Source organism: Hydrogenoanaerobacterium saccharovorans (assembly GCF_016901815.1).
GTDB lineage: Bacteria > Bacillota > Clostridia > Oscillospirales > Ruminococcaceae > Avimicrobium > Avimicrobium caecorum.
Genome location: NZ_JACSNR010000001.1, coordinates 253,678 through 270,594, shown reverse-complemented (window position 1 = coordinate 270,594; position 16,917 = coordinate 253,678). Strand labels below are relative to the sequence as shown.

At 60.9% G+C, this 16,917-nt stretch carries 12 protein-coding genes, 1 tRNA gene and 1 riboswitch; of the genes, 11 read left to right on the top strand and 2 right to left on the bottom strand.

From position 1 onward, the window contains the following. Window positions 1–18 precede the first annotated feature (18 nt). The gene (spoIVA, locus tag H9X81_RS01325; RefSeq protein WP_204719304.1) at window positions 19–1,497 is read left to right on the top strand and encodes a stage IV sporulation protein A; all 1,479 of its coding nucleotides are present in this window, start codon (window positions 19–21) and stop codon (window positions 1,495–1,497) included. Between the two features lie 397 nt (window positions 1,498–1,894). On the opposite strand, the gene H9X81_RS01320 is transcribed toward spoIVA, so the two are convergent. Further along, on the bottom strand, window positions 1,895–2,635 hold the full coding sequence (locus H9X81_RS01320) for an alpha/beta hydrolase-fold protein (RefSeq protein WP_204719303.1): 741 nt from the start codon (window positions 2,633–2,635) through the stop codon (window positions 1,895–1,897). A gap of 45 nt (window positions 2,636–2,680) precedes the next feature. Further along, window positions 2,681–3,733 carry a hypothetical protein gene (locus H9X81_RS01315; RefSeq protein ID WP_204719302.1) on the bottom strand — a complete coding sequence of 351 codons (1,053 nt, stop codon included), beginning with the start codon at window positions 3,731–3,733 and terminating at the stop codon, window positions 2,681–2,683. A gap of 154 nt (window positions 3,734–3,887) precedes the next feature. Between H9X81_RS01315 and H9X81_RS01310 the strand changes: the two genes are divergently transcribed. The 10 genes from H9X81_RS01310 to addA all read left to right on the top strand — a co-directional run bounded on the left by H9X81_RS01310 (window position 3,888) and on the right by addA (window position 16,901). After that, window positions 3,888–4,469 (top strand): uracil-DNA glycosylase, encoded by a 582-nt coding sequence (locus H9X81_RS01310; protein WP_204719301.1) that lies wholly within the window; start codon window positions 3,888–3,890, stop codon window positions 4,467–4,469. A 160-nt stretch (window positions 4,470–4,629) separates the two neighbouring features. Then, window positions 4,630–5,205: a PduL/EutD family phosphate acyltransferase gene (locus H9X81_RS01305; protein WP_177504188.1), complete on the top strand. Its 576-nt coding sequence runs from the start codon at window positions 4,630–4,632 to the stop codon at window positions 5,203–5,205. Between the two features lie 160 nt (window positions 5,206–5,365). Continuing rightward, entirely contained in the window at window positions 5,366–5,788 is a 423-nt protein-coding gene (locus H9X81_RS01300) for a Fur family transcriptional regulator (protein WP_204719300.1), read from the top strand. An 83-nt stretch (window positions 5,789–5,871) separates the two neighbouring features. Then, window positions 5,872–5,948 (top strand) — tRNA-Pro (locus H9X81_RS01295). A gap of 258 nt (window positions 5,949–6,206) precedes the next feature. Next, window positions 6,207–6,851 carry a polyprenyl diphosphate synthase gene (gene uppS / locus H9X81_RS01290; RefSeq protein WP_204719299.1) on the top strand — a complete coding sequence of 215 codons (645 nt, stop codon included), beginning with the start codon at window positions 6,207–6,209 and terminating at the stop codon, window positions 6,849–6,851. Between the two features lie 168 nt (window positions 6,852–7,019). Then, window positions 7,020–7,131: riboswitch (NiCo riboswitch) on the top strand. Between the two features lie 100 nt (window positions 7,132–7,231). Beyond that, window positions 7,232–8,137, top strand: a complete 906-nt coding sequence (locus H9X81_RS01285) for a cation diffusion facilitator family transporter (RefSeq protein WP_204719298.1) — start codon at window positions 7,232–7,234, stop codon at window positions 8,135–8,137. Between the two features lie 166 nt (window positions 8,138–8,303). Continuing rightward, window positions 8,304–9,035, top strand: a complete 732-nt coding sequence (locus H9X81_RS01280; protein ID WP_204719297.1) for a hypothetical protein — start codon at window positions 8,304–8,306, stop codon at window positions 9,033–9,035. 254 nt (window positions 9,036–9,289) lie between these two features. Next, window positions 9,290–9,913 carry an ECF transporter S component gene (locus H9X81_RS01275; RefSeq protein WP_204719296.1) on the top strand — a complete coding sequence of 208 codons (624 nt, stop codon included), beginning with the start codon at window positions 9,290–9,292 and terminating at the stop codon, window positions 9,911–9,913. A 131-nt stretch (window positions 9,914–10,044) separates the two neighbouring features. After that, window positions 10,045–13,377 carry a PD-(D/E)XK nuclease family protein gene (locus H9X81_RS01270; protein ID WP_191392359.1) on the top strand — a complete coding sequence of 1,111 codons (3,333 nt, stop codon included), beginning with the start codon at window positions 10,045–10,047 and terminating at the stop codon, window positions 13,375–13,377. Then, entirely contained in the window at window positions 13,365–16,901 is a 3,537-nt protein-coding gene (gene addA / locus H9X81_RS01265) for a helicase-exonuclease AddAB subunit AddA (protein WP_204719295.1), read from the top strand. The genes H9X81_RS01270 and addA overlap by 13 nt, the downstream gene beginning before the upstream one ends. Window positions 16,902–16,917 lie beyond the last annotated feature (16 nt).

Below are 16,917 nucleotides of genomic sequence, written 5' to 3'. Positions count from 1 at the left end.
GAAAGGGGAGAAGAGATTTTGGAACATCAGACCATCTATCAGGATATTGCCGAACGGACCGGCGGAGATATTTATATTGGCGTGGTGGGACCGGTGCGCACCGGCAAGTCCACCTTTATCAAGAAATTCATGGAGAACCTTGTGATCCCCAACATCCAGAACGAAGCCCGGCGGGAACGGGCGGTGGATGAGCTGCCCCAGTCGGCGGCGGGACGCACCATCATGACCACCGAGCCCAAGTTCATTCCCGAGGAGGCAGTGGAGGTGGCGCTGGAGGACGGCTCAGCCTTCCGGGTGCGGATGATCGACTGTGTGGGCTATATTGTCCCCAGTTCCATCGGCTATGTGGAAAACGAAGCGCCCCGCATGGTGATGACCCCCTGGTTCCCGTCCGAGATCCCCTTCAATATGGCGGCGGAGATCGGCACCCGCAAGGTCATCAATGAGCATTCCACCATCGGCCTGGTGGTGACCACCGACGGCAGCATCAGCGATATTCCCCGGGAGGAATACCGGGAGGCGGAGGAGCGGGTGATCCGGGAACTGCAGGAGATCCACAAGCCCTTTGTAGTGCTGCTCAACTGCATGGACCCCCAGAGCGAACAGGCCCAGAAGGTGCAGCAGGAGATGGAGGAGGAGTACGGCGTACCGGTGCTGGCGCTGTCCTGCCTGGATCTCGGGCGGGAGGACATTGTCCGGGTGCTCACCGAGGTGCTGTACCAGTTCCCGGTGCGGGAGATCGCCGTGCAGATGCCCCGGTGGATTCTCTCACTGCCTGCGGACCACTGGCTGCGCCGGAGCCTCTTCGACAGCGTCACCGAGGCAGCCAGGGGCATCACCCATATCCGGGACGCTGCCGGCTGTGCCCAGCGGCTCTGTGAGGCGGAGTATGTCACCGATGCGTCGGTGAAGGAGGTCCTGCCCGGGGAGGGCGCCGCCCGCATCCGCATGAACATCGACGAGGGCCTCTTCTATAAGGTACTGGGGGAGACCTCCGGGCTGGAGATTGAAAACGAAGAGGAACTGATGCAGTCCATCACCGAGCTGGCGGCAGCCAAACGGGAGTATGATAAGATCAAGGACGCCATCGATCAGGTCAACGCCACCGGCTATGGCATTGTCATGCCGTCCATTGACGAGCTGACCCTGGACGAACCGGAGATCGTCAAGCAGGGCGGACGGTACGGCGTGCGGCTGCGTGCCTCGGCGCCGTCCATCCACCTGATGCGGGCGGACATCACCACCGAGGTGGCCCCCATCGTGGGCAGCGAAAAGCAGTCGGAGGATCTGGTCATGTACCTGCTCAAGGAGTTCGAGGACTCGCCTGAGAAGATCTGGCAGTCAAACATCTTCGGCAAGAGCCTGCATGAGCTGGTCAACGAGGGGCTGCACAACAAGCTCAGCCGGATGCCCGGCGACGCCCGCATCAAGCTGCAGGAGACTATCGAACGGATCATCAACGAGGGCTGCAGCGGCCTGATCTGTATAATCCTGTAACAATAATACAATTTGTAGCGGGATTTCCCGCAAAAAAACAGCCCGGCAGATGATCCGGGCTGTTTTTGCGTCTGTCTGGGTGGCTGGGATTTCCCTTGAAAACCGCCGTTCTGGTGTAAAGGTGCAGGGCTTGCCATGGTGATCCAGCCCCGAAAGCTTCTGTCGCTGGGGGCTGAATCGTCACCCGGCGGGGGGCCATGGAACGGCTGGTTCCGGCAGAATCAGGACGGTTTTTGAATAACAATCTGTATAAATATGTTCGATATTTCAGATTGGAATCTGAAATACAGCACAAAATGGAATAATCTGTCGGAATTATCCCATCTGTATATGAATTGGGCCGGAAACTGTCCCGGCTGATTTGGGAGTTCCATCCCAGCCGGGACAGGTCAGATTGCTATTCCGGGAGTTTCCCATAGAGCTGGAACCAGGCCAGCGCCGCTGTGTACCGGGCCACCCGTTTGGTGGTGTGGCGTCCGCTGTCGCTGGTCACCGTCACATGGTCGTCCCCCAGGCGGCTGCGCAGGGCAGCGGCGGCTGCTTCGGCACATTCGGCGGCGTCCTTCTGCATCGAGAACTTCCCCGCACCCTCGGCCCGTCCGTAGGACAGGAAGAACCGGCAGTCGGTGAGGGGGTCATGTTCCCGGAAGAAGGGGATCAGCCCTTCGTACCAGTTGGAGCCGGACAGACTCATGGCATAGCCGAAGCTGGGGGACACATAGGGCGCATAGGAGGCCAGCAGCCCGCCCAGGGAGAACCCGAGGATTCCCACATCGCCGGGCTGGTCGGAGATGGGCCACTCCGCCCGGAGCGCCGGCAGCAGCTCCCGGTCGATCCACTGAAGATATTCTCCGGCCTTGCCGGGGAAATCGGGATAGTCCGCGTCAAACCCCGGCGCAGGCCAGGGGGTGTAGTCGGCGTCCCGGTTTTCGCTGTGCAGCCCCACCAGGATCAGACCCCGGTTCTCCTCTGCCATCCGGGCTTCCAGCGTATTCGCCAGCTGGGTGAGGATCTCAAAGAGCAGCTCCCCATCCGCTGCCAGCAGCAGGCGGCAGGGCGTATTGCGCAGTGCCTTGGGCGGCAGGTAGAGGGAGATCTCCTGTCCTGCCAGTGTCAGTTTCTGTATGCTTCCCCGCATCGGTATCACCTCTCTGGCCTGATTGTAGCACAGGGAGGCGCTTTTTTACAAGACCCCGGACTGCTCCAGCTCTGCCAGTACCCGGGCCAGATCCCCGGACAGATCGCCGGGGTCGCCCAGCAGCAGAGTGTCCATCTCCCGGCTGAGGGAACCGGCTTCCGCCAGACTGCGGGCTGCCCCGGTCAGGCTCTGGCGCTGCAGGCGCTTGCGGTCGAGAAGAAGAGCCTTTTCCCGGCGGAGTGTCCCGGCACTCACAAACCGGCGGGCATTGATGACCCGCTGGGGGTCATCCGGGAAGGTGTGGAAGTGGTTGGAGGTCACGAATCCCAGCCGGAGCGCCGGCAGGAACAGGTGCTCGATGGTGCCGTCCGACGCCAACAGACAGCGGCAGATCAGCTGCTCCTGACGGTATTCCCGGGCGGCAGCCGAGAGCTGGCTGAGCAGCTCAGGGGCAAAGGCGCCGTAGGGGTCCTCCAGCCGCAGGATGCGCCAGTCTGCGGGGAAGGCGGCGGCGATCTGCTGTCCGGCGGCGCCCACTGCGGTGAGCCACCCCTCCCGGACGGTGCCGCTTTCGCCCCGGGCAAACTCCTGGGCAATGAGCCGTTCCCCCAGGCGGCGGATCTTGCGGGGGTCCGCATCGGGGCAGACCGCCTGGCGGCATTCCTCCCGGGCAGCGGCGCCGGTGAGCAGATAGAGCCGTCCCTGCCGGAGCAGCCGTTCCCGGTGGGAGCGCAGCAGGGCTGTCTGTTCCAGGGCTTCCCGGCTGGGGCAGGGATGCGCCAGCGGCAGGTGGCAGGCTGCCAGCCGGGCATCGGGGTCGGTGAGCAGTGTTCCCGGCAGGATCAGCAGAGGCCCGATCAGCAGGGCTTCGGGTTCTCCGGGGAAATCCGGCGAAAAGACTGGCTGAAACCGGACTTCCATCCAGGTCAGCTGGTCTGCCAGAAGGCCCAGCAGCCGGACGGATGCCGCCATCGGCAGTCCCTCCAGCGCGAGGGTCTGCCGCTCCGGCGCCAGGGCAGCGGCATCAAACCGGTTCACCGGACCGGTACAGGTTTCAGTGCGCAGGAAAAATCCCGGGCACTCCAGTTTGTATTCCATTGGTATCCTCCTTTTCCGATGATGTTCCATCCTATTCCAAACCCCGCCGGTCTGTCACCCGAAGCGGGCTTTTTTCGGGAAATCCATCGACTTTTCCTGTCGGGATATGCTATACTGGTCTGCAGAATCCATCGTTTTGATAAGGAGGCAGGTTATGTCACGGACAGCCATACTCCGGCAGATGCAGGAGGATCTGCAGCAGTGCCGGAACTGCGGATTGTGTGAGGGACGGACCCAGGCGGTATTGGGGGCAGGAGTTCCCAATTCCCGGATTGTGATCGTAGGGGAGGGCCCCGGCCGCAATGAGGACGAACAGGGCAAGCCCTTTGTGGGACGCAGCGGACAGCTTCTGGACCAGATGCTGGAACAGGTGGGACTTTCCCGGAACCGGAATGTGTTCATCACCAATATTGTGAAGTGCCGTCCGCCGGAGAACCGTGACCCGATGCCGGAGGAATGCCTGGCCTGCCGTCCCTGGCTGGACAAGATCCTGGAGCTCATTGACCCGAAGATCATTCTGTGTGTGGGACGGATCGCCGCTCAGCAGCTGTTTGACCCCAGTTTCCGGGTGACAAGACAGCATGGCGAGATCCGGGAGAGGGATGGACGCCTTGTAATGGCAACCTTCCATCCGGCAGCTCTGCTGCGCAATCCCTCCTACAAACCGATGATGGAAGAGGATCTGCGCAAGCTGGCAGAGATCATCGCAGAGGAACAAAACGCACAGATTCTCTGATCCATTGGAAGCGGATGTATATTTTTTGTAAAATCACCGGCAGGATTTTCGGATTGACTTGTCGGGCTGTGCGAGATGTTGTATAATAGGGGTGTTCCGAGAAATTAAGGATCACCGCGACAGGAATTGCCGTGGTTTTTGAAATGGAGGAAATCGTATTATGGCAAAGAAGATTCTTGTTGAAACCAGCGCAAGACATGTCCATCTGACTGATGAGCACCTGAAGGTACTGTTCGGTGCAGATGCCGTTCTGCATAAGAAGAAGGACCTCTCTCAGCCCGGTCAGTTCGCCTGCGAAGAGAGAGTTGATGTTGTAGGCCCCAAGAAGACTCTGGCAAGAGTATCGGTTCTGGGCCCCACCAGAAAGCAGACCCAGGTAGAGCTGTCCATGACCGATGCCCGTTCCATCGGTATTGATGCTCCGATCCGTGAGTCCGGTGTGCTGGAAGGTTCTGCTGGCTGCAAGCTGGTAGGTCCCTGCGGCGAAGTGGAGCTGACTGAGGGCGTGATCGTTGCCATGCGTCATATCCACACCACTCCCGAGGATGCTGCTGAGCTGGGCGTAACCAACGGCGAAGTTGTAAGCCTGAAGGTTGACACTCAGGAGAGAAACCTGATCTTTGGTGATGTAGTAGTTCGTGTAAGCCCCAACTATGCAACTGTTGTTCACATCGATACCGATGAGGCCAATGCTGCCAACTGCAAGGGCGAAGTTTACGGCGAGATCGTAAAGTAAGATCAATTTCTGATCCGAACTGAAAGCGGACAGACTGGATAGATTCCGGTCTGTCCGTTTTTTTGCATCCGCACAAAGTGGGAATTGACTTTTCGCCTGGGATATAGTATTATAATCAATAATAAGAATCATAACTATAATTGTTTTTAGGTGATCGACTATGAAATACTCCCGTCAGAGGGAGAGCATCCTCAACTCCTTGAATGAAAAACTGGACCACCCCACAGCGGAGATGGTCTACAACTGCGTGAAAAAGGAACAGCCCAACATCAGCCTGGGTACTGTATACCGGAACCTCAATCAGCTGGTGGAGCAGGGTGTCCTGCGGCGGATTGCCACACCGGCCAGCGGAGACCGGTTCGATATCCGTACTGATCCCCATGCCCATCTGCTCTGTACCCGGTGCGGCAAGGTTCTGGATCTGGAGGACGACCTGATCTCGGAGCTGGACCGGAATGTTATGCGCACCACCGGTTTTCTGGTCAATGACCGTCAGCTGCTGCTCAGCGGAATCTGTGCGGATTGTCTGGCAGCACAGCAGGTGCGTCTGACAGAAGAAACCGAAGATCAGCAGGCCGTTTGAAAATTTTACAGCGATCCGGCGGGATTTTCCAAATCCGCTCTTGACAATTCACGCCGGATACGGTAAAATATTTCTTGCGTTGTCGGGGTATAGCGCAGTTTGGTAGCGTGCTTGGTTCGGGACCAAGAGGCCGCGGGTTCGAGTCCCGCTACTCCGACCACCACACTGAGTCTGGATGCGGATGTGCGTTCCAGGCTCTTTTTGTTTGCTTCCATAAGCGTTACGAGACGCAAGAACCGGAATCGCCGGCGCCTATGATCCGGCTGAGTCTGGACACAGTTCTGTGTTCCAGGCTTTTTTTCTGCACGGGAGCGGTTCTGATGCGATTTTCTCCGGGGCGGCTGTTTCCGGGCTGCCGGGACTGTATAGGGGCTGACCGGCGGGGCAATACTTCCTCCAAACGAAGGAAGGTGATGCTATGCGAATCCCCAAGCATATCGGGATTATACCGGATGGGAACCGTCGCTGGGCCAGTCAGGCGGGGCTGGAGAAAAAGGACGGCTATGTCCACGGGCTGACCCCGGGACTGGAACTGCTGCGGCTTGCCCGTCAGGCCGGAGTGGAGGAGATCACATACTATGGATTTACCACCGATAACTGCGGCCGGCCTCAGGAACAGGTCCGGGCATTTTCCGCCGCCTGTGTGGAGGCTGTGAAGCTGATCGCAGCCGAGCCGGTTTCGCTGCTGGTGATCGGGAATACCGAGGCGGCAGTGTTCCCCAAAGAGCTGCTGCCCTATACCGGAGCCCGTGCAGATCTGAATGGCGGCGGCATCCGGGTGAATTTCCTGGTGAACTATGGCTGGGAATGGGATCTTGCCGGTCTGGACCGTCCCGGAAGCGACCGGAAGCAGATTTACAGGGAACTGCATTCCCATGATGTGTCCCGGGTGGATCTTGTGATCCGCTGGGGCGGCATGCGCCGGCTGTCCGGATTCCTGCCGGTGCAGTCGGTCTATGCGGATTTCTATGTGGTGGATCGGCTCTGGCCCGATTTCCAGCCCGAGGATTTCCATCAGGCGCTGGCCTGGTACCAGAAGCAGGATATTACCCTGGGCGGCTGACCGCCGCGGCATTTTCCCCAAGACCAGCTCACAGCCGTCCGGCAGAAAATCTGTCGGACGGCTGTTTTTTGTCTCCGCTGGAGGAACATTGACACCTGCTTTTGCGTATGGTATAATACCTATATTCTCTTTGCGCTGCATCGGACTTCCGGAATACCGGGGGAAACTACAGTACAAACTGAACAGGCCGTGAGTCTTTTCGTATGGAAAAGCTCTGGGAGCCGGGCCGCTCAGGCGGCAGCAGATGAACTGACTTATTTCGTACATCTGTGGGACAGGAAGTATGTTCCACGGGTGTATTTTTTTATACCCGGGACTTACAAACTGTTGTGATGATGAGTGCCATAAGAGCTATCTTTCCCATTCAGGAGGGTACATTTATGGACAGAAATCAAAAAGAAGCACTGGCAATGCGGGTCTCGGTGGTGACTATTCTCGGAAACCTGGCCCTGACCATTTTCAAGCTGGCAGCGGGCGTTCTGGCTCACTCCGGCGCCATGATCTCCGATGCCATCCATTCCGGCTCGGATGTGATGAGCACCTTTGTGGTCATTGCCGGAGTCAAGCTATCCGGTCAGGAATCGGATCAGGAACACCCCTTCGGACATGAACGGTTTGAATGTGTGGCAGCGATCCTGCTCTCGGTGATGCTGGCTGCCACCGGCGCCGGAATCGGCTGGGCCGGCATCCAGAAGATCTTCGGTGACGCCGGGGAACTGGTTGTCCCCGGACAGCTCGCGCTGATCGCCGCTGTGGTATCCATTGTGTCCAAGGAGGGCATGTACTGGTATACCCGGGCCGCCGCCAAAAAGATCGAATCCTCGGCTCTGATGGCAGATGCCTGGCACCATCGTTCGGATGCCCTTTCCTCCATCGGCAGCTTTGCCGGTGTACTGGGCGCCCGTCTGGGCATGCCGGTGCTGGACCCGGTTGCCAGCGTGGTAATCTGCCTGTTTATCCTCAAGGCTGCCTGGGATATCTTCCAGGACGCCATCTCCAAGATGATCGACCGTGCCTGCCCTGCTGAGGTGGAAGCCCGGATGCGTACTGCCGCGCTGGAGCAGGAGGGTGTTCTGGGGATCGACCGGCTCCAGACCCGGCTGTTCGGCGACCGCATTTATGTGGAGATCGACATCGCTGCCGATGCGGATTCCACTCTGGCAGAGGCTCACACCGTTGCGGACCGGGTACACGACTGCATCGAAGAGGAATTCCCCAAGGTCAAGCACTGCATGGTGCATGTCAACCCCTTTACTCCTCAGCCGGTTCCGGAACCCTGCATGTAGGATAAGCTCATTTTCTGCCCTCCGGGGCAGCACAGGCGGTATGTGGTTTTCCACATACCGCTTTTACATTTTACGCCTTGTTTGGGGAACCGGCAGGTGCTACACTGAAGAAAAAGGGACCCCTCTGCCGGATGCTTCCGGCAGATCATGAAATGAGGTGTTTTGTATGAAACGATGGATTCTTCTGCTCTGCTGTATCCTGCTGGCCTTTTCCGTGACCGGCTGTACCGGGGAGAATTCCTCTTCGGACAGCAGTTCGGAGCCGTCTTCTTCCCAGACCCAGCTGCAGGAGGACCCGGTGGACCCGGAGACTGCCGCCGCTCTGGAACTGGTGGCAGAGTCGAACTGCGAAGTGCCCGATTTCCTCACAGAAGAACAGCAGACCCTCTACCGGAAAGCCCGTACGGCTTATGCGGAGTTTACCCTTGTTGCGACTGGCTTCGGCGCCACCGAGTGGACACCGGTGACGATAGAGGGGAACGAAGAAGGACGCTTCTTTGTGGGCGATGGTTCCATCACCACCTGGAACGACTTTGAAACCGCCATGCTGGGGCTGTTTACACCCGATTATCTGGAAGCGCTCAACATCAATATCAATGTATTGGGAGATGGAACAACATACCGCTATGTTCACTTTGCTGATTATCAGGGGCAGCTGGCCTTTTCGGACGGCGCCCGGGGCAGCAATATCACCTATCTGGGGCCGGATACCTTTGAGCTGATCTCCCAGACTGAGGACGAGATCCGGTTCTATGTCATCGGCACCTATCAGGACTATGTGGAAAACGAAGCTGGGGAACTGGTGCAGGAAGGGGAGATCACCCAGCGGAAGTATGAGATCGTGCTGACCCATACAGAAAATGGCTGGCGGTTCAGCCAGTTTGCCCTGACCATTTAAGCAGGGCGGCAGGGGAGAAGTGTAAAATTCCGGTATAATTTCCATGGAACCGCTTGCGGAATTTCGTCATTTGGTATAAGATTAGGGCTGTGAATCTGTGCAGCAGGCTGAATGATCTGTTGGAGCGGGATCTGTCCGGGGGCAGACCTGCATCCGAAAATCCATCACACAGCCGGTCTGTCCGGAGGAGCCAAACTATTTTGATTACGCTGTATCCGTATCAAGGCGGAACGGCAGTAAGGAGATCCTGACAAATGAATCTGAATCAGAAAACGGTCCGTCTGAGCCGGCTTGCGCTGTTTTCGGCGCTGATTTTGCTGCTCAACTACACCCCGCTGGGCTATATCCGTGTCTTTGCACTGGAGATCACCCTCATCATCATTCCGGTGACCCTGGGTGCCATGCTCCTGGGCCCGGCAGACGGCGCCATCCTCGGCGGCGTCTTTGGCCTGACCAGCTTTGCCACCTGCTTTGGTTCCAGCCAGTTCGGTGTCACTTTGCTGGCGATTAACCCCATCGGCACCTTCATCACCTGTGTGGTGGCCCGGGTGCTGGCTGGCGGTCTCACCGGCCTGGTGTTTGAGCGTCTGCATCGCTCGGAAAAGCTCCGCCCCATCTCCTATGCAGTGGGCGGTCTGCTTGGCCCGGTGTTCAATACCCTGTTCTTCATGAGCTGCATCGTGCTGTTCTTCTGGAACACCGAGTTTATCCAGGGCATGGCTGCCACCATGGGCGCCGCCAATCCCCTGACCTTCGTGGTGCTGTTCGTGGGCATCAATGCAGTCTTTGAAACAGTGGTCAGCTTCCTGGTGTCCACCGCTCTCTGCCGGGTGCTCTATCCGGTGGTACACCGCGGCACTGCTGCCATCGCAGCCTGACCTTCCCTCTGATCTTTCCCCGGAGCCTCTGTCCCATCTATGGGACGGAGGCTTTTTTCTTTGTTTCTATCCGGGAGGGATTGTGTTAAAATGAAGGCAGATCATCTTTTTACGCAGTCAGGAGGGACACCATGCTGCAGCTCATTTTAGGCCGGGCCGGAAGCGGCAAGACCACCGAACTCTACCGGCGGATCGGACAGGTGGCAGAAGCCGGCGGACAGGCCATTCTGCTGGTGCCGGAACAGTTCTCCTTTGAAAACGAACGGGAACTCTATCTCCGTCTGGGACCGGAGCTCTCCTCCCGGGTGGAGGTGCTGGGCTTCGGACGTCTGTGTGACAATGTATTCCGGTATTACGGCGGTCTGGCGGGACGGGCGCTGGACGATACAGCCCGGCGCATCCTCATGGGGGTAACCCTCCAGGAGATGGGCAGCGGACTGGAGGTCTATGCGGCCCAGGCGGACAAGCCCGGCTTCATCGAGGACATGATCGGTGAGATCGGCGAACTCAAGGCGGCAGGCGTCACACCTGACCGTCTGTTCGGTCTTGCCCTGCCCGGAAATCCCTCCCTGACCGAGAAGATCGGCGACATTGCTTCGATCTATGCCGCCTATCAGGCGCTCATCGACCGCAGTTATCTGGACGGCGAGGACGACCTGATCCGGGCGGTGCAGATGCTCAGTCCCCGGGAATTCTTCGGCGGGGTGAGCGTATTCATCGACTCCTTTACCGCCTTTATGGAGGCGGAATATCAGATGCTCGGCGCTATGCTGGCGGGGGCATCGGATGTGACCGCCGCCTTTACCTGTGACGGGCTGGACGATCCCGACCAGGGGCTGGGCGTCTTTTCCGCCTCGAAGGAGAGTGCTGCCCGGCTGGTGCAGATGGCCGGGGACAGCGCTGTGCCGGTGGCAGAGCCCATCCTCATGGGAGAGCCGCTGCGGTTCCAGAGCGAGGGACTCCGGCGGGTGGAGCAGTACTTCCTGCGTCCCACTGCCGGGGGTGAGCCGTCCGGGGAGGGGGTCACCCTGGTCCGGGCCGCCGACCCCTATGAGGAGATTGCGGCGGTGGCGGCTTCCATCTGTGAGGACGTGCGCCGGCGGGGACTGCGCTACAAGGAGATCGCGGTGATCTGCCGGGATCTTGCGCCCTATCGCATCGCGCTGGAGCGCACCTTCGGAAAGTATGGTATCCCCTTCTTTGCCGACCTGCCCCAGGGGGCGGCGGATACCCCAGCGGTATCGGCAGTGCGGGCGGCACTGGACTGTGCCGCCGAGGGATTTACTGCGGGGAATATCCTGCGGTTTGCCAAGGCAGCAGCCGTGGGCATCGACCCCGAAGCTGCCGCCGAGCTGGAAAACTACTGCTATGTGTGGAATGTGGGCCGCAGGGACTGGCAGAAGCCCTTTGAGAACCATCCGGGGGGCTTCCAGGCGGAGTTTTCGCCCGAGGATACCGCCCGTCTGGAGCGCATCAATGGGGTGCGCAGCCGGGTGATCCTGCCGCTGGAGCGGTTCCGCCGGGAGCTGCGGGAAGCAGATGGCCCGGGATTTTCCACAGCGGTCTATCACCTGCTGGAGAGCATCGGGGCGGCAGACCATATCGAGGCCCTCTGCCGTGCCGCCGAACCGGAGGAGGAACGTCTGCGGCAGCTGGAAGAACAGGACCGGGTCTGGGAGGAGCTGATGAACCTGCTGGACACCCTGGCGGCGGCGATCGGACCCCGGCGGCTGCCGCTGCGGGTGCTGGCAAGCCTCTTTGACAGCGGCGCCGCTGCCATCCGCATCGGGGAGATCCCCCAGACGCTGGATCAGGTCATTGTCGGCACAGCCGACCGCATCCGTCCCACTGGCATCCGCAGCGCCTATGTCATCGGCGCGTCCGCCGGGGTATTCCCGGCAGCCTGCGGCAGTGTGGGGCTCTTCGGGGAAAACGAGCGTGCCCAGCTCATTTCGGCGGGGCTGCAGCTCTCCCAGACCGCCCGGGTACAGGCCGTGCGGGAAAAATTCTACGCCTACTTCGCGGTGACAGTGCCGTCAGAACGGCTGTGGATCAGCTGGCCTGCCGCCGGTCTGGACGGCAGCAGCAATACGCCGTCGGTGATCGTCACCGAGGCACAGACACTCACCGGAGCTGCTCCCCGCACACCGGAACAGCTCGGCCTCTCCGGGGCGGTGAACCGGTCGGTTGCCATGGAGCAGCTGGCGGCGGGTTCCGGGTCTCCGGAGTACCGCAGCGCTCTGCGGGCGGCGCTGGACAGCGGCTTCTCGCTGGAGGAACACGCCGATGCCGCATACAGCTACCGGGCGGCGCTTTCGGATCTGGGACTGGCCCGGCGGCTGTTCGGCGGGGATATGACCCTCTCCGCCACCAGGCTGGAGAAGTTCTATGGCTGTCCCTATGCCTATTTCTGCCGGTACGGCCTGGGGCTCACCCCCCGGAGCCGGGCGGAGCTCAGCCCGCTGGAGCTGGGCAATGTGATCCACCTGGCGCTGGAGGAACTGCTCCGGCGCTATACCCCGGAACAGCTCCGGGATCTGGAGGACAGCGCCCTGCGCCGGGAGATCCGCTCCATTGCCGACGGCTCCCTCTCCGCCCGCACCCAGGACCGGGACGCCCTGCCCAAGCGGTTCTTCTACCTCTACGGGCGCATGGTGGATCAGATCTTCCGGCTGGTGCGGATGCTGGCCCAGGAGCTCTGTCAGAGCGAGTTCCGGCCCCTGCGGTTCGAGTACCCCATCGGGGAACAGGAGGGCACCCGCCCGCTGCGCCTTGGCACTGCCTCGGGCGATGAGGTCCGGGTGGAGGGCAAGGTGGACCGGGTGGACTGCTATCACGGCAGCGACCGGGACTATATCCGGGTCATCGACTACAAGACCGGCGGCAAGAAATTTGATCTTTCGGAAGTGGTGCAGGGGCTCAATATGCAGATGCTGCTCTATCTGTTCACCCTGGGGGAAAACGGCGTGGCCGATCTTCCCAGTCCGGGGGAAGCAGGTGTTTTGTATATGCCGGGCAGCGGGCATTTTACCCGGGACCGCCGGGACGCCAGCGCCGAGAGCATTGCCGAGGATCAGCGCAAGAGCTACTGCATGAGCGGTATGGTGCTGGACAATCCCGAGGTCATCGAGGCCATGGAACTGGGCACCGCCGGGCGGTATATCCCGGTGAGCCTCAAAAAGGACGGCAGCTATACAGCGGCAAGCTCGGTGATCACCGAGGAACAGCTCGGACTGCTGCGCCGGCAGATCGCCGGCAATGTGGTGCGGATGGCAGAGCTGCTGCATGAGGGAAAAATCGGGGCAGTGCCGGCGAACCGGAACGGACGCCTGCCCTGTGAATACTGCGACTACCGGTCTGTGTGCGGACGGGAGGCGGAATGGCCTGACCGCCCGGTGGTCAAGTTGGAAAAAGCGGAGATTTATGAGCAACTGGAAGGAGGACAGCTGGCATGGCAGATGTGACCTGGACCGAAGAACAGCTGGCGGCGATCACAGCCCGGAACCCGGGCATTCTGGTGTCGGCGGGAGCGGGCAGCGGCAAGACAGCGGTGCTCACCGAACGGGTGGTGCAGCGCATCTTTGACCCGGTGGACCCGGTGGATGCCGACCGGATGCTCATCGTCACCTTTACCCGGGCAGCCGCGGAGGAGATGCGGGAGCGCATCGCGGTCAAACTCCGGGCCGTGCAGCGGGAACACCCCGAGGACAGTTCGGTAGCCCGGCAGCTCATTCTGCTGGAAAAGGCGGACATCAGCACGGTGCACGCCTTCTGCCAGCGCGTCGTGAAGGAGAACTTCCAGCTGCTGGATATTCAGAGCGGCTTCCGCATTGCCGATGAAAAGGAGCTGGAGGTCTGGCGCACCGAAGCCGCCGGAGAGATCCTCGAGGAGGAATATGCCGCCGGGGAGGAGAGTTTTCTCTCGCTGGTGGAGCTGCTCTCGGAGGAGCGCAGCGACCGCCGGGTGACCGATACCCTGCTGCGGCTCTACGATTTTGTGCGGGCGCATCCGTTCTATGAGGCCTGGCTGGAACAGGCACTGGAGCGCTACCGCAGCGAGGCTCCCATCGGTGAAACCGACTGGGGAAAGCTGCTCATTGCCGATGCTCTTTCGGGGGCCAGACAGGCGCTGGAAGCCATGGAGGAAGCCCGGGACCTGCTGGACGGCGACGAGAAGATCCAGAAGGCCTACGGCAGCTATGTAGCCACCCTGTATGCGGCGGCAAAAGGGATTCTGGACTGCCTCACCGCCGGGGACTGGGACGGCGCCTATCAGGCGGCACAGCACATTGACGGACGGTTTTCGGCTCTGCGGGGCTATGAGGACGAGTGGAAAAAGGCCCGGGTGACTGCTCTGCGGGATCAGGCCAAGGAGCTGCTGGAAGACCTGCGGGACGAGGTATTCCTCTGCACCGAGGAACAGTTCCAGTCCGACCGCCGGGCGCTGCTGCCCATGGTGGAAAAGCTCTTTGCCATGGCGTCGGAACTGGACCGCCGGTATGCCGAGCGCAAACGGGCCAAGAATGCCCTGGACTTCTCTGACCTGGAGCATCTGGCGATCCGGCTGCTCATCGAGCGCAGCCCGGAGGGGGAGGAGCATCCCACCCGGCTGGCAGAGGAGCTCTCCCGGCAGTTCCGGCAGGTGTTCGTGGACGAGTACCAGGATACCAACGCCGTACAGGACCGCATCTTTCGGGCGGTGTCGGACAACGGACGGAACCTCTTTATGGTGGGCGATGTCAAGCAGAGCATCTACCGGTTCCGGCAGGCCGACCCGGCGATCTTCTTGGAAAAGAAGGAGCAGTTTGCTCCCTGGCCTGTGGAGGCGGATCAGCCGGCGGCAATTTCGCTCAATAAGAATTTCCGCAGCCGGCAGGAGGTCACCGAGGGGATCAACTTCCTCTTTGAGCAGACCATGAGCCGGACAGTGGGGGAGATGGACTACCGGGACGGCGAACAGCTCCAGGCCGGGGCAGTCTATCCTCCGGCGGAGGGCTGCGGGTGCGAGGTGCATCTGGTGCAGAAGCAGAAGGGCGAGGATTCCGCCCGGGAACAGGAGGCCGAATACATTGCCGGCCTCATTGAAGAGATGATCCATAGCGGGTACCAGGTGTCGGATCACGGGGTGATGCGCCCGGTGCGTCCGGCGGATATCTGTATCCTGCTGCGGTCGGTGAAGGACAAGGCCGGGGTCTATCTCCAGGCGCTGGAAAAGCGGGGCATCAGCGGCATCGGGGAAAGCGGCGGCGGCTATCTGTACAGCCGGGAGATCTCGGCGGTGCTGTCGCTGCTCCGGGCGGTGGACAACCCCCTGCTGGACATCGACCTGGCTGCTGCCATGCTCTCGCCGCTGGCGGCCTTCACCCCCGATGAACTGGCGGAGATCCGGCTGAAGGGCCGGGACCGCTCGCTCTATGCCTGTCTGGTGCTGCACGCCCAGGAGAACGCAAAATCCGCGGACTTCCTCCGGCTGGTGCAGCACCTCCGGGCGAGGTCGGCGGGAATCCCCGTGAGCCGGCTCATCACCGAGCTCTATGACCTCACCGGCTTTGAGTCGGTGGCCCGGGCCATGGAAAACGGGCGTCAGCGCCTGCAGAATCTGCGGCTGCTTCCGGAGTATGCCGCTGGCTATGAGGAGCGGGGCTATTCGGGGCTGTCCGCCTTCCTGCGGCTCATTGACCGGCTGGTGGAATCCGGGGCGGATCTGGACAAGGGCACCGTGGTGTCCGCCGGGGAGAATACCGTCACCGTCATGAGCATCCACAAGTCCAAGGGACTGGAATTCCCGGTGGTGATCCTGGCGGACTGCGGCAAGACCTTCAACCGGCAGGATCTCTCGGCTCCGGCGCTGCTCCATGGCAAGCTGGGCTTTGCCTGCCGGCTCCGGGATCAGCAGCGCCGGCTGGAATACGATACCCTGCCCTTAGCTGCCCTGCGACGGAAGCTGGGTGCTGAGCTGTGCAGCGAGGAACTGCGGATGCTCTATGTGGCGCTCACCCGGGCACGGGAGCGGCTGATCCTGGTGGGGACCGTTTCCACCACCCAGGACAAATTCTGTGCCAAGGAGGTCACCGACCTCGAGGACGGACGGCTGCCGGCTGCGGCAGTGCGGGGCGGCAGCACCTATCTGGACTGGATCGTCATGGCGCTGCTTCACCACCCGGACGGCACTGCTCTCCGGGAGCTGGCGGACTGCGAAGAGGAATTCCCGGCCTCCTGTCCGGGACACTTCCGGATCTTCACCGGGCTGGAGGCGGAATGCCGGACGGCAGAGGCTGCCCCGGAGGAGGAACTGCCCCCGCCTGACCCGGCGCTCACCGAGGAGCTCCGGCAGGAGATGGACTGGCAGTATCCCTGGCAGGACGCCACCGAGCTCTCCTCCAAGTTTGCCATCTCCCATCTGGCAGAGGAGGTGGGCGAGGTGGAGAAGCCCCGGTTTGCCGCACGTCCGGCCTACCTTTATAAACAGGGGCTCACTCCGGCGGAAAAGGGCAGCGCCATGCACACCTATATGCAGTTCTGCAGCTATCCGGCGGCGGCACGGGACGCCGATGCCGAGCTGGAGCGTCTGATGGAGGACCGATTCCTCACCGAGGAACAGGGCGCTGCCATCGAAACCGACCGCATCCGCACCTTCTTTGAATCGCCGCTCTACCAGCGCATTGCCGGGGCCCGGCAGGTGTGGCGGGAGTACCGTTTCCTGGCGGTGATCGGCGAGGAGGAGCTCGCCGGTCTGGCCGATGCCGGGCTGGGGGAGAACCGCACCACCGTCCAGGGCGTAGCCGACTGCATCTTTGAAGAGGAGGACGGCATCGTCATCGTGGACTACAAGACCGACCGGGTCTTTTCCGAGGAGGCGCTCCGGGAGCGTTACCGGGTGCAGCTGGGGCTCTATGGACGGCTCATCGGGCGGGCACTGGGTCGCCCGGTGAAGGAATGCCTGCTCTACTCCTTTGCCCTGGGCCGGACAATCGAAGTGCCGTTTTAATATATAAATATACAAC